The organism is Bradyrhizobium sp. CB82 (genome assembly GCF_029714405.1).
In the GTDB taxonomy this organism is placed as follows: domain Bacteria; phylum Pseudomonadota; class Alphaproteobacteria; order Rhizobiales; family Xanthobacteraceae; genus Bradyrhizobium.
This window is the reverse complement of sequence record NZ_CP121650.1, coordinates 4,784,293-4,797,364: the sequence shown is the minus strand read 5'-3', so window position 1 is coordinate 4,797,364 and position 13,072 is coordinate 4,784,293. Positions and strand designations below refer to the sequence as shown.

The window sequence follows — 13,072 nt, the reverse complement described above, 5'->3', positions numbered from 1 at the left end:
CTTGTGCAGTCAAGCGTCATGCCTACAGTTTAGACAGTTCTCGCAATCTTTCAAGTGCAGTGCAGCAAAAAGCTGTTGCTGACAATCCGGCAAACACCGCTGTTCTTCCGCGGTGACCGTGCTAGAGGCATGCCAAGATCACCCCTCGCCCCTATCATCACTATCAATTGTGTATTTCAGCGCTATGGCGAAATCAGAGCGGACGGCAGTTGTTCTCGTGGCGGCCGGGCGCGGGCTTCGCGCAGGTGCGGGTGGGCCGAAGCAATACCGCGCGGTCGGCGGCGTGCCAGTGATCTTTCGCGCCATGGAATCCTTCAGCAACCACCCTGACGTCGCGCTTGTACAGCCGGTCGTGAACCCCGACGACGGCGCGATGTTCACTGCGGCGGTCAAAGGCCTGCGGCATGAGGCACCGACCAGCGGCGGCGCGACGCGCCAGGCTTCCGTGCTCGCCGGCCTCGAAGCGCTGGCTCCGCACAAGCCGGACCTCGTGCTGATTCACGACGCGGCGCGGCCGTTCGTCTCGCTGGCCCTGATTTCCCGCGCGATCCAAGCCGCGAGCCTCCATGGTGCCGCGATCCCCGCGATATCAGTCAACGACACCGTCAAGTTGATCGGTGCGGCCGGGCAGATCGAGGCGACGCCGGACCGCGCGCGCCTCAGAATCGCGCAGACGCCGCAATCCTTTCGTTTCGACGTCATCCTCGACGCGCATCGTCGCGCAGCGAAGGAGGGACGCTCCGATTTCACAGATGATGCGGCGATCGCCGAATGGGCGGGATTGACGGTCGCAACCTTTGAAGGCGATGTTGCAAACATGAAGCTCACCACCCCCGAAGACTTCGTCCGCGAGGAAGCGCGCCTCGCCAGCCAGCTCGGCGACATCAGGACCGGGACCGGCTACGATGTGCACGCCTTCGGCGAAGGCGACCACGTCATGATCTGCGGCGTGCGCGTGCCGCACAGCAAGGGTTTCCTGGCCCATTCCGACGGCGATGTCGGTCTGCACGCGCTGGTCGATGCCATCCTCGGCGCGCTCGCCGACGGCGACATCGGCTCGCACTTTCCGCCGAGCGATCCCAAGTGGAAGGGCGCCTCCTCCGATCAATTCCTGAAATACGCGATCGAGCGCGTCGCGGCGCGCGGCGGCCGCGTCGCCAATCTCGAGGTGACGATGATCTGCGAGCGGCCGAAGATCGGCCCCTTGCGCGACACCATGCGCGCGCGGATCGCTGAAATTTCCGGTGTCGACATCTCGCGTGTGGCGGTGAAGGCAACGACCAGCGAGCGGCTCGGCTTCACCGGCCGCGAGGAAGGCATCGCGGCGACCGCGAGCGCCACCATCCGTCTACCCTGGAGCGTCTAGGCCATGGGCGGCAGCGACGCACGCGCCCTCTCCCGCTCGCTGCTCGATTTGTGCCGGATGCGCAAGCTGACGATCGCGACCGCCGAGTCCTGCACCGGCGGCCTTGTGGCTGGCGCGCTGACGGACATCCCCGGCTCCTCCGACGTGATCGATCGCGGCTTCGTCACCTATTCCAATGACGCCAAGCGCACAATGCTCGGCGTCGAGGCGAGCACGCTGCTGAACTTCGGCGCTGTCAGCAAGGAGACCGCGACCGCGATGGCGGTCGGTGCGCTCGAGCGCGCCGGCGTCGATCTCGCGGTCTCCATCACCGGCATCGCCGGCCCCGGCGGCGCCACGCCCGGCAAGCCGGTGGGGCTCGTCCACTTCGCTGCAGCCGCACGCGACGGCCGCATCATCCACCGCGAGCACCGTTTTGGCGCGATCGGCCGGAGCGCCGTGCGGCAGCGCTCGGTGGTCGAGGCGCTGCGCATGCTGATGGACCTCGCCCGCGGCCCGCAAGCTACCGCAAAGCCGCGCCGCGAGGCGGCGAGCCGCCTGCGTTCCCGCGTCGCCCGCTCGCCGCGCCGGAGGGCAGTGAAGCGGCGCAGGCCGCCGCGGGGATGACGGCGGCTGTCCGATCGAACATCGTTCAAATCTCGAACTTTTGTCCAAATCGCCCGCGTTTTGTACGCAAGAAGCGCGGCGCAACCGCCTCCGCGGATCCAGTCTGGATTGCTTCGTCGCAAGCGCTCCTCGCAATGACGGTGCGGCACGCGCGCACCTGGCCGTAACGGCTATGACGACGCGAGCTTCGGCCGACCGTAGACCGCGTCCGCCCGCTTCTCGAACGCGGCGGAAAAGCGCGCAAACGCGGCGTCGAACATCGAGCCCATCAGCATCGCGAGCATGCGGCTCTTGAATTCGTAGGCGAGGAAGAAACCGACATCGCAGTTGGCCTCGCCCTTCGGCTCGAAGGTCCAGCGGTTTTCCAGGTTCCTGAACGGCCCTTGAAGATATTCGACGAGGATTTTCAGATTGGCCCGGTCGAGCGTCACCCGGCTCGTGAAGGATTCCTTGACCAGCTTGAACGACACCGTCATGTCGGCGACCAGCACCTCGGTGCCGTCGGGTTTTGCAATCCGTTGCCGCACCTTCAAGGCGCTGCACAACGGCACGAATTCGGGATAGCGCTCGACGTCGGCCACCAGATCAAACATCTCTGGCGCGCTGTGGTTGACCCGGTGCTTGCTCGAAACTCGATGCATAGGACTTCAGCGGGCGGTCGCTGCCCGCGCGGCCTTCAGTCTCGCGAAATCATCGCCGGCGTGATGCGACGAGCGGGTCAGCGGGCTCGCCGACACCATCAAAAAGCCCTTGGTGTAAGCGACCTTTTCATACGAGGAGAACTCAGCCGGCGGCACATAGCGCATCACGGCGTGGTGCTTGCGGGTCGGCTGGAGGTACTGGCCGACGGTCAGGAAGTCGACCTCGGCCGAGCGCAGATCGTCCATCACCTGGAGCACCTCGTGGCGCTCCTCGCCGAGGCCGACCATGATGCCGGACTTGGTGAAGATGGCGGGATCGATCTCCTTGACCCGCTGCAACAGCCTGATCGAATGGAAATAGCGCGCGCCGGGCCGCACCGTCAGGTAACGCGACGGCACGGTTTCGAGGTTGTGGTTGAAGACGTCGGGCTTGGCCGCTGCCACCACCTCGAGCGCCCCCTCTTTGCGCAGGAAATCGGGCGTCAGGATCTCGATCGTGGTCGAGGGACAGGCGGCGCGGATCGCGCGGATCGTCCTGGCGAAATGCTCGGCGCCGCCATCGGCGAGATCGTCGCGATCGACCGAGGTGATCACGACATGGGCGAGCCCCAGCTTGGCCGTGGCCTCGGCCACATGTTCCGGCTCGGCCGCATCGAGCGCATTGGGCAGGCCGGTCTTGACGTTGCAGAAGGCGCACGCGCGGGTGCAGGTGTCGCCCATGATCATGAAAGTGGCGTGCTTCTTGTCCCAGCACTCGCCGATGTTCGGGCAGCCCGCCTCCTCGCACACCGTGTGCAGGCCGTTCGCCCGCACGATGTTGCGGGTGTCGGCATAGCTGCGGGTGCTGGGCGCGCGCACGCGGATCCAGTCCGGTTTCGGCGGCGAGGCGGCATCCGGCCGGTTCACTTTCTCCGGGTGACGCGGGCGCAGCGGGTTCGTGATGGTATCGACAATAACGACCATGGGGTGTCCGGTCTGTTCTGGTCCTACCTAATCGGTATCGCTGTTAGCTGCAACCCGGCTCGCGCCGCTTCAGGGAACATGGCAGATATGGGCAATATCCTGCTCTGTCATCTAGCGATTCTCACCTCGAATGGCTCCAAAATCGAAGCCCTCCAGGCCCGGCCTGAGCCCCCCTTTGGGCAAGACGCTGAAGCGTGGCTTCTTCGCGCGCAGCGTCCACGAGGTCGCCCCCGACCTGATCGGCGCGACGCTGCTGGTTGACGGCGTCGGCGGGATCATCGTCGAGGTCGAGGCCTATCATCATACCGATCCGGCTGCGCATTCCTACCGCGGACCGACGCCACGGAACCAGGTGATGTTCGGCCCGCCCGGCTTTGCCTATGTCTACCGCTCCTACGGCATCCATTGGTGCGTGAATTTCGTCTGCGAGGAGAAAGGCTCGGCCAGCGCCGTCCTGATCCGTGCGCTCGAGCCGACGCATGGGCTTGCCTCGATGCGCCGACGCCGGCATCTCATCGACGTGCATACACTGTGCTCCGGCCCGGGCAAGCTGACGGAGGCGCTCGGCATCACGATTGCGCACAACGCCCTGCCCGTCGATCGCCCGCCGATCGCATTGCATGCGCGCACCGGCGACATGGAGGTCACGACCGGCATCCGGATCGGCCTCACCAAGGCGGTCGAGCTGCCCTGGCGCTACGGCGTCAAGGGCTCGAAATTCCTAAGCAAGCCGTTTCCGCGTAGCGACTGAGCGGCCTACGAGACCTGCTTCAACCGCTCCACCGCTTCGAGCAGCTTGGCTTTTCGCGCCAGCGCGGCCTCGCGCTTTTCGCGCTCCTCCTCGACGACCTCTTCGGCCGCATTGGCGACGAATTTCTCGTTCGCCAGCTTGGCCTCGGCGCGCTTGACGTCGGCATCGGCCTTGGCGATCTCCTTGTCGAGACGTACGCGCTCGGCTGCGAGATCGACCACGCCCTTCAGCGGCAGCGCTGCGACCTCGCCGCGCACCAGGATCTGGACGGCGCCGTCGGGCGGGCGATCGGCGAAGGAGATGTCCGAGAGCCGTGCCATGCGCTTGATGACATCGGCCCAGCGCGACGCGCGCTCCCTGGTCTCCGCGGAGGCGCCGGCCAGCACCAGCGCGGTCAGCGTTGCCGGCGGAATGTTCATCTCGGCACGTACCGAACGGATCTGCGTCACCAGATCGATCACCCAGCCAATCTCGGCTTCCGCCGCAGGATCGGTGAAGTCGGCATGGTCGAAGATCGGCAGCACCATCGGGGAGATGAAGGCCCCGTCATTCGGCATCGATGCCGCAACCATCGCGAGTTCTTCCGCCGTCGGCTCGGCGGGCTTCAGCGGCCAGGGCGCCAGCGTGAGCAGTCCCTCGCGCTTGGCCGTCACCTCCCACAGCTCCTCGGTGATGAAGGGCATGAAGGGATGCAGCAGCTTGAGGATCTCGTCCCGCGCCCAGGCGACCATGGCGCGGGTCTCGGCCTTGGCCGGACCGTCCGGACCAAGCAGCACGGGCTTTGCGAGCTCGACATACCAGTCGCAATAGACGTTCCAAACGAAGCGGTAGATCGCGCCCGCTGCATCGTTGAACCGGTAGGCTTCGATCGCTTCCGTCACCTCGCGGGTGGTGTGCGCGGTCTCGTGTGCAATCCAGCGGTTCAGCGTCTGCGTCGCTTTCGCAGGCTCAAAACCTTCCGGCACGAGGCAATGGTTCATTTCCGCGAAACGGCAGGCATTCCAGAGCTTTGTTGCGAAATTGCGATAGCCCTCGACGCGGCTGGTGGCGAGCTTGATGTCGCGCCCTTGTGCCGCCATCGCGGCCAGCGTGAAGCGCAGCGCGTCGGCGCCGTATTCGTCGATCAGGTGCAGGGGATCGATGACGTTGCCCTTCGACTTCGACATCTTGGCGCCCCTCTCGTCACGGACGAGGGCGTGGATGTAGACGGTCGAGAACGGCACCTCCTTCATGAAGTGCAGCCCCATCATCATCATCCGGGCGACCCAGAAGAAGATAATGTCGAAGCCGGTGACCAGCACGTCGGTCGGGTAGTAGCGCTTCACCTCCGGCGTATCGTCGGGCCAGCCGAGGGTGGAGAACGGCCAGAGCGCGGAGGAGAACCAGGTGTCGAGCACGTCCTCGTCGCGGGAGATGAAGCCCTCGCGCTTGTTGCGGTCGAGCGCCATCTCATGTCCCTGCTCCGGCGTGATGACCTCCTGCTCGACGTAGTAGCCGAGCGCGTGGCTGACGGCCTCCTCCTCGGTCTCGGCGACGAACACCTTGCCGTCCGGCCCGTACCAGGCCGGGATCTGATGGCCCCACCAGAGCTGACGCGAGATGCACCAGGGCTGGATGTTCTCCATCCACTCGAAATAGGTCTTTTCCCAGTTCTTCGGCACGAACGCGGTCTCGCCGCTCCGCACCGCCGCAATGGCGGGCTTGGCCAGCGTCTTGGCGTCGACGTACCACTGGTCGGTGAGGAAGGGCTCGATCACGACGCCGGAGCGGTCGCCATGCGGCACCATATGGGTGTGCGGCTCGATGCGCTCGATGAAGCCGAATGCCTCCAGCCGCTCGACGATGCGCTTGCGCGCCGCGAAGCGCTCGACGTTGTGGAATTCCTCGGCGAATTGCGAGGCACCCTCCGGCAGGTCGCGCAGGTAATCCTCATTGTCGACGAGGTCGAGGCAGCCCTCCTTGTCGAGCACGCTGATCTGGCGCAGGCCATGGCGCTTGCCGACCTCGAAGTCGTTGAAGTCGTGCGCCGGCGTCACCTTCACCGCGCCCGAGCCCTTTTCGGGGTCGGAGTAGTCGTCGGCGACGATCTTCACCTTGCGGCCGACGAGCGGCAGGATCACGTGCTTGCCGACGAGCTTCTGGTAGCGCTCGTCCTCTGGATGCACGGCAACACCGGTGTCGCCCAACATGGTCTCGGGCCGCGTCGTCGCGACGACGATGAAGCTCGCGGGATCGTCCGGGCTGAAGCTCTTGCCCTCGATCGGATAGCGCAGATACCAGAGGCTGCCCTTGACCTCGACCTGCTGCACCTCGAGATCGGATATCGCGGTGAGCAGTTTCGGGTCCCAATTGACCAGCCGCTTGTCCTTGTAGATCAGGCCATCGCGGTGCAACTCGACGAACACCTTGATGACGGCCTTCGACAGGCCCTCGTCCATGGTGAAGCGCTCGCGCGACCAGTCGCAGGAGGCGCCGAGGCGCTTGAGCTGGTTGATGATGGTGTCGCCGCTCTCGGCCTTCCACTCCCAGACCCGCTCCAGGAATTTCTCGCGGCCCATCTCGCGGCGGCTGGGCTGCTGACGCTCCATCAGCTGCCGCTCGACCACCATCTGGGTTGCGATACCGGCGTGGTCGGTACCAGGCTGCCACAGCACGTCGCGGCCGCGCATGCGTTCGAAGCGGCACAGCACGTCCTGAAGCGTGTTGTTGAGCGCGTGGCCCATGTGCAGCGAGCCCGTCACGTTCGGCGGCGGGATCACGATGGTGAAGGGGGTGGCGTCGCGCCGGTCGGGTCGGCCTGCCTTGAAGGCAAGACTGTCCTCCCAGACGACGGACATGCGGGTTTCGATATCGGCGGGCTGGTAGTTTTTCTCGATCATGGGGCTGCTAAAAAGCCGTGCGCGGGGGTCAAGTCAACGGAAAGGTCTATGTCAAGGGAAAGCCCGACGGCAACGCGGCCTTCCGGCCCGGTCCGCAGGCCGAAAGCAGGGCGTTATCAGGACTGCACGGCCCGGACTTACCGGCCGCCGCGCGAGACCCGCTCGATTTCCGCCTTCACGATGCGTTCAACGAGGCCCGGAAGGTTGTCGTCGAGCCAGGATTTCAGCATCGGCCGCAGCATCTCCCTGACCAGATCCTCCAGCGTCCGCGCATTCGAGCTCAGAACGGTATGGGCCAGGGAATTGAAGGCGGATTCGACGGCCGAGACCGTTGTCTGCGCCAAGATCGGCTGCTGCGGCGGCAGCGGTGGCGCGTCGAAATCGACCGGTTGGTAGGATGGTGGTGGAGGAGCCGGGCGGGACGGCGGCGCCGCGGCTTCGGCGAATTCGACATCGTCGCCCGGGTCGACCTTGCGAAAGCTGGGTGGTGGCGGCGCAGGCGTTTCCACCGCCATCTCGTCGGTCAGTTCGAGCACGTCGGGCTCGGGTTCCGGTGCCCGCATCTCGGGCGCGGGGGTCGCCTCGTCCAGCCCCGCCAGCAGCGCGTCGATATCGTCCTGGTTGTTGCTCGCGGCCGGCGCTGGCGGCGGCGGAGCCGCAGGCTTTGCGGGCGGTGGCGGCACAGCAGGTTTTTCGGCGGCAGGCTTGGCCGGCGCGATCTTGGACGGCGGAATGTCATTCATCGCGGCCGGCTTGGGCGCCGGGGCGGCTGTGGGCTTGGCAGGTTCGGCGGCCTTCTCGGCCGGCGGCGGCTTGGCCTCATCGTCGGCAATGATGCGCCGGATCGAGGCCAGAATCTCCTCCATCGAGGGTTCTTGGACCTTTGCAGGCTGCGTCATCTCCGACTCCACATCATCAACGCCCTCGCATGCGTTGTTTTACACCAAGCACGACAGGATTGGCCGGTTCCGAACGGGTGGTTCGACAATTTCGCCGCGACAGCCTGACTTGTCCCCAGGTCAAGGCGATTGCGACTCATCGCGCGGCGGTGCGCCCCTGCCCACGTCGCCGAAGCCGTACGCAAAACAAAACCGTACGCAAACAATATGAGGGGAACGCGAATCGCGTCCTCACCTCAGTGAAAGGCTATGTCAGGGCATTTGATGATTGCAAGCAAACCGCAGGTCGACATCGCCATGAGGCGACGCCGACCTAAAGCGCGATGAGATTGGAATGAATCGTCATCGCGCTTTAGGTTGTTGTTTGAGCATGATCTCCGCGCAAACGCGTTCCGCGTTTGTCGCGAGGGAAAACCGCTTCACACTTTTCCGGATCATGCTCTAGCCTAGTCGGTGAGATCAGCGTCCGTCGGGCGTGCGCACGCCAACCCAGCTGTCGCGCACCTGCTGGTAGTGCACGCTAGGATCGTAGACGTTGGTCTTCAGGCTGAGCACGGTTGGCGACAGGCGGCCGACCGAGCTGAGAACGCGATAGGAGTTCACGACGCGATCGTGCTGCGCGTTGACAAGGTTGATGCGGGCGTTGACCAGCGCCTGCTGAGCGTTGAGGACGTCGAGCGTGGTGCGCTGGCCGGCCTTTGCCTCCTCGCGCACACCGTTCAGCGCGATCTCGGATGCCGTCACCTGGGCCTGCGCCGATTGCACCTGCGCCTTGGACGCTTCGAGCTGGCCCCAGGCGGATACGGTGTCGGAGCGAGCCTGGTCGCGCGTTTGATCGAGCGTGAGGCGCTGCTGCGCCAACGTCTCCTTGGACTGCCGGATCAACGAATATTCGGCGCCGCCTTGATACAGCGGCATCGAGGCCTGCGCGATGGCGGCAGCGCTGAACTGGCTTGGAGTGATCAGAGTTTGCTCATAGGCTTGATTGACCGAGGCTTGGAGCGAGAGCGTCGGCAGCAGCGCGCCTTCATTCACCTTCAGGTTCATGAAAGCGACATCGATCCCGTACATCGCCGCCGTCACCGTCGGGTTTTCGATGAGCGTGAGCTCAACCGCTTTTGGCAGCGATCGCGGCAGCAGGCGGTCCACCGGCGAGCCGGGCGCGAGATTGACGGGATCGTTGCCGATCACGCGCCGATAGGTCGCGCGCGTCGCCGTCAGCGTGGCTTCGGACTGCTGTTCGAGGGTTCGCCCCGCAGCCAGTTGGGCTTCCGACTGCGCCACGTCGGTGCGGGTGACTTCGCCGACGTTGAAGCGATCCTGGGTTTGCTTCAGCGTTTGTTCGAGCACGCGCACGTTGCTCTTGTTGACCTCGACCGTCGCCGAATCGCGCAGATAGTCCATGTAGGTCTGCGCCGCCAAGAACAGCACCTGCTGCTCGATATTGCGCAATCCCTCGCGAGCGCCGGAAACCTGATTCTCCGCGGCCCGGGTCCGGTTAGCTGTCTGGTTGCCGTTGAACAGCGTCTGGGACACGGTGAGACCGGCAGCACGCGGTGCATTATTGCCACTTAGGATCTGGTGTATCACGCGGCCATTACCACTGGCCGCCGTCGAGTCGGTGTGTAAGTATTGCACGCCGACGCTCGCACTCAGCGAGACTTTGGGCCGATAGCCCGACAATGCTTGGGGCACGTTTTCGTCTGTCGTGCGGACAAATGCGCGCTGCGCGTTGAGCTGCGGATTGTCCTGATAAGCGCGCACCAGCGCGCCTTCGATCGTCTCCGCCAAGGCAGACGACTGTCCGGCGAGCGCCATCAAGAGGACCGAAACCGCAGCTCCGGTGAAGAGCTTCACCCCATGCATCCCAGAAATTCCGTTCATTCTTATCGCCGGCTCGTGCCCGCGAGCCGGGTGACCGAGAGTCGTTGCCCCCGGCGCACCATAGGACGGGGCCAAGCCCGACGGAACTACCTGCGGGTTGCTCGAAGCGGAAAGTCTTCACGTGCAGCATCCCTGCCACACTTCTGATTTAGAAAGGTATTTTTAAGGGGTTCCACCACGTCAAATCCGGGTTCCACCTCGTCAAAAGACGAAGGCGGGCGACCGCGCGAGGCCGGGAAGGACCGGGGCTGCTGCGTCGAACAGCGCCCGGTGGCCGAATTCGCCGTGGGCGCGGGTCACGATCATGGCCCGCTGTGGCGTCGTCTCCGCTGACACGCCGACCAGCCGCCCACCCTCCTTGAGCTGCTCGAAAAGCGCGCTGGGCGTCACTTCGGTCGCCCCATTCAGGACGATCACATCGTAGGGAGCCGCGGCCGGATGCCCATCCCCGCTGGGCGCCGCTGCGCACGCCACATTCGCAAATCCCAGGGCGGCTAGATTGCTCTTCGCTTTTGCCGCGAGTGCTGAATCGCTTTCGGTCGCCGTGACTTGCGCAGCGAGCCTGGCGGCAAGGGCGGCGACGTAACCGGTGGCGCAGCCGACCACCAGGACACGATCGGCCTCGCGAATCTCGGCCGCCTGCAGCAACTTGGCGGTTAGCGCCGGCTTGATCAGATAGCGCTTGGCCGATCCGCCCTCGGCAACATCGAGATCAAGGTCGAGATAGGCCAGCGCCTGCCGGCTTGCGGGCACGAAAATCTCGCGGGGAATCGTGAGCATGGCATCGAGGATGCGGCGATCGGTGACGTCACTGGTGCGCACCTGGCCATCGACCATCTTTTGGCGCGCGGTCGCAAAACCGGACATTGGGGAACCCTGGAATGCGGACGGCGCCGCGGGAAAACGTGGCGGCATCTTTGGAACATGCCTCGCCAAAACGCAACACGGCGATTGCCCGAAGGCAGCAGCCTCGGGCCCGGTCCACCACAGGCCCTGGCGCCTTACACTCCTATTCGATCGCGACGGCGAGCCGGCCAATCAAGGCTGCAACTTCGTCCAGCCGGGCCGAATCGCGAGTCTCCACCGCGCGCGCGAGCAACGCGAGACATTCGTCGTCGCTGAGCTCGGGGATGTCGGAGGGCGGAATCGAGGGGGCGAACTGGGAATGGTCGATCTGAACGTTCGGCATCGGAATCAGCTCCGCGTAAGCCCGGCGTCAGGAAACCTCGATTTGAATTGAGTCGATTTGGCGTCGTTCCGATGTCGCGCGCCAGACAACGTGCACGACCGCGTGAATGGCTTCGCGCGCCGGCGCAGAGGTGTGCCGCAAGATACTGAATTTTATAAGGAATTTGGCTCCCCGGGCTGGATTCGAACCAGCGACCATCCGATTAACAGTCGGATGCTCTACCGCTGAGCTACCGAGGAAAAGGGCGAACCAGCGTTCGCGCGCGGCTGCGTATAACAAAGCCTCCGGCGCTTGCAAAGGACGAATTCGTCATATCCTCGCCCTCAGAGGCTGTGAATCTTTTTGACTGGTCGCAAGCGGTATAGCCGAAAGCTGGTGCTGTGTGATTCTCTTGCGGTGATGGATTCGCAGGAGGGATGATGGCCGCTGATGAATTGTTTGGGGATCTGCCGGAGCAGGCAAAGCCGCAAGCCGGTGCGGCGCCGCTCGCAGCGCCGCGACTTCGTGAGCCCCAACGCGATCAAATCGAGTTGCGAGCAGTGGATATCGAGAGCCTGATCGGGGAAGACCATCCGGTGCGCCTGATCTGGTCCTATGTCGAGGAACTCGACCTGAGTGAGCCGGATCAAAGCGCGGGGCGATCGGCCTGGTCACCCCGCGACATCGCCGCGGCTTTTGCTGGCGCTGTGGCTCTATGCCACCAGCGAGGGCGTCGGCAGCGCGCGCGCGTTGGAGCGGCTTTGCGAGAGCCATGACGCCTATCGTTGGCTGTGTGGCGGGGTGTCGGTGAACCATCACACGCTGGCGGACTTCCGGGTCGGTTGCGCCGACCTGCTCGACCGGCTGCTTTGCGAGCATTTGGCGGTGCTGGCGAAGGTCGGCCTCGTCAATCTGGAAACGCTGGCGCAGGACGGTGTTCGGGTCCGGGCCAGCGCCGGGGCCGCTTCGTTCCGGCGGGAGGCGACGCTCGATCGGCACCTGGCCTTGGCTGAGGCGGTGGTGGAAGACCTCAAACGCGAGGTTGACGCTCGTTCGGATGCTAGCAATCAGCGCATGAAGGCCGCCAAGGAGCGCGCCGCGCGTGAGCGCAGAGCGCGCGTCAAAGCGGCGCAGACGGCGCTCGCCGAAATCAAGCAGCAGCGCAAGGAGCGCGAAGAAAAGCGCGGCAACGGCAAGAAGCCGAAAGAGCCGCGGGCCTCCACGACGGACGCCGACGCACGGGTCATGAAGATGGCCGACGGCGGCTTCCGCCCCGCCTACAACGTGCAGGTGACGAGTGCCGCCGGCCAGCCGATCGTCGTTGACATCAAGGTCTGCAACACCGGGTCCGACCGCGGCCTGATGCGGCCCATGCTGGAGCGGCAGCGCGCGCGTCCTGGCGGGTTGCCCAAGGACCATCTCGTCGATGGCGGCTTTGGCAGTGCCGAGGACATCGAGTGGGCGCACGCCGAGGGCATCGATATCTTTTGCCCGCCCACTCAATCCAAGCACGGCACCGATCCCCATCTACCGCGACGCGGCGACGGCCCGGGGGTGTTGGCCTGGCGTGCGCGCATGGCGAGCGAAGAGGGCAAGGCCCGATACAAGCCCCGGTCGATTTGCGAGTGCATACATGCCCGCTGGCGCAACTGGGACCTGCGCCAATTGACCGTGCGCGGCTTCGAAAAGGTCCGCGCCGTCGTGCTCTGGTACGCCCTCGCCAACAACATCCTGCAAGGCAACCGCCTCGCTAGCGCATAGAGGAGCGTTCATCGACATCCCCCAACCTCGCCACAGCCGCCCAGCCCACGCGTTGCCACGACGAGGAACTGCCACATCCTTCGATGACCACGCAAAACGAGAAAGATTGGCAAGCTCTCAGGAGGAAGGGCGCTCGTCCCCTTCCCGCCGGTCG

At 64.8% G+C, this 13,072-nt stretch carries 10 protein-coding genes, 1 tRNA gene and 1 pseudogene; 4 read left to right on the top strand and 8 right to left on the bottom strand.

Annotation, left to right across the window (positions count from 1 at the left end):
• Positions 1-184 precede the first annotated feature (184 nt).
• Together QA640_RS23280 and QA640_RS23275 are read left to right on the top strand one after the other, a co-directional pair.
• A complete protein-coding gene (locus QA640_RS23280; protein WP_283035289.1) occupies positions 185-1,366 on the top strand; it encodes a bifunctional 2-C-methyl-D-erythritol 4-phosphate cytidylyltransferase/2-C-methyl-D-erythritol 2,4-cyclodiphosphate synthase in 1,182 nt (393 codons plus the stop codon).
• Positions 1,367-1,369: 3 nt separating this feature from the next.
• Positions 1,370-1,972, top strand: coding sequence for a CinA family protein (locus QA640_RS23275; RefSeq protein WP_283035288.1), 603 nt, complete (start codon positions 1,370-1,372; stop codon positions 1,970-1,972).
• A 170-nt stretch (positions 1,973-2,142) separates the two neighbouring features.
• Here QA640_RS23275 and QA640_RS23270 read toward each other — a convergent pair whose 3' ends face one another.
• Together QA640_RS23270 and lipA are read right to left on the bottom strand one after the other, a co-directional pair.
• A complete protein-coding gene (locus QA640_RS23270) occupies positions 2,143-2,613 on the bottom strand; it encodes an SRPBCC family protein (RefSeq protein WP_283035287.1) in 471 nt (156 codons plus the stop codon).
• Positions 2,614-2,619: 6 nt separating this feature from the next.
• Positions 2,620-3,576, bottom strand: coding sequence for a lipoyl synthase (gene lipA, locus QA640_RS23265; RefSeq protein ID WP_283035286.1), 957 nt, complete (start codon positions 3,574-3,576; stop codon positions 2,620-2,622).
• Between the two features lie 130 nt (positions 3,577-3,706).
• On the opposite strand from lipA, the gene QA640_RS23260 reads away from it, so the two are divergent.
• Positions 3,707-4,327 carry a DNA-3-methyladenine glycosylase gene (locus QA640_RS23260; protein ID WP_283035285.1) on the top strand — a complete coding sequence of 207 codons (621 nt, stop codon included), beginning with the start codon at positions 3,707-3,709 and terminating at the stop codon, positions 4,325-4,327.
• Between the two features lie 5 nt (positions 4,328-4,332).
• Here QA640_RS23260 and QA640_RS23255 read toward each other — a convergent pair whose 3' ends face one another.
• From QA640_RS23255 to QA640_RS23230, 6 genes are all read right to left on the bottom strand, one after another.
• A complete protein-coding gene (locus tag QA640_RS23255; RefSeq protein WP_283035284.1) occupies positions 4,333-7,206 on the bottom strand; it encodes a valine--tRNA ligase in 2,874 nt (957 codons plus the stop codon).
• A gap of 137 nt (positions 7,207-7,343) precedes the next feature.
• Complete coding sequence (locus tag QA640_RS23250; protein WP_283035283.1) at positions 7,344-8,105, bottom strand: DUF2497 domain-containing protein; 762 nt, start codon at positions 8,103-8,105, stop codon at positions 7,344-7,346.
• A gap of 459 nt (positions 8,106-8,564) precedes the next feature.
• A complete protein-coding gene (locus QA640_RS23245; RefSeq protein ID WP_283042863.1) occupies positions 8,565-9,971 on the bottom strand; it encodes a TolC family outer membrane protein in 1,407 nt (468 codons plus the stop codon).
• 219 nt (positions 9,972-10,190) lie between these two features.
• Positions 10,191-10,856 carry a protein-L-isoaspartate O-methyltransferase gene (locus tag QA640_RS23240; RefSeq protein WP_283035282.1) on the bottom strand — a complete coding sequence of 222 codons (666 nt, stop codon included), beginning with the start codon at positions 10,854-10,856 and terminating at the stop codon, positions 10,191-10,193.
• Positions 10,857-10,998: 142 nt separating this feature from the next.
• Positions 10,999-11,178, bottom strand: coding sequence for a hypothetical protein (locus QA640_RS23235; RefSeq protein ID WP_283035281.1), 180 nt, complete (start codon positions 11,176-11,178; stop codon positions 10,999-11,001).
• Between the two features lie 164 nt (positions 11,179-11,342).
• Positions 11,343-11,417: transfer RNA gene (locus QA640_RS23230), tRNA-Asn, on the bottom strand.
• 177 nt (positions 11,418-11,594) lie between these two features.
• Between QA640_RS23230 and QA640_RS23225 the strand changes: the two are divergent.
• Positions 11,595-12,918, top strand: a pseudogene (locus QA640_RS23225) (IS1182 family transposase).
• Positions 12,919-13,072: the final 154 nt, after the last annotated feature.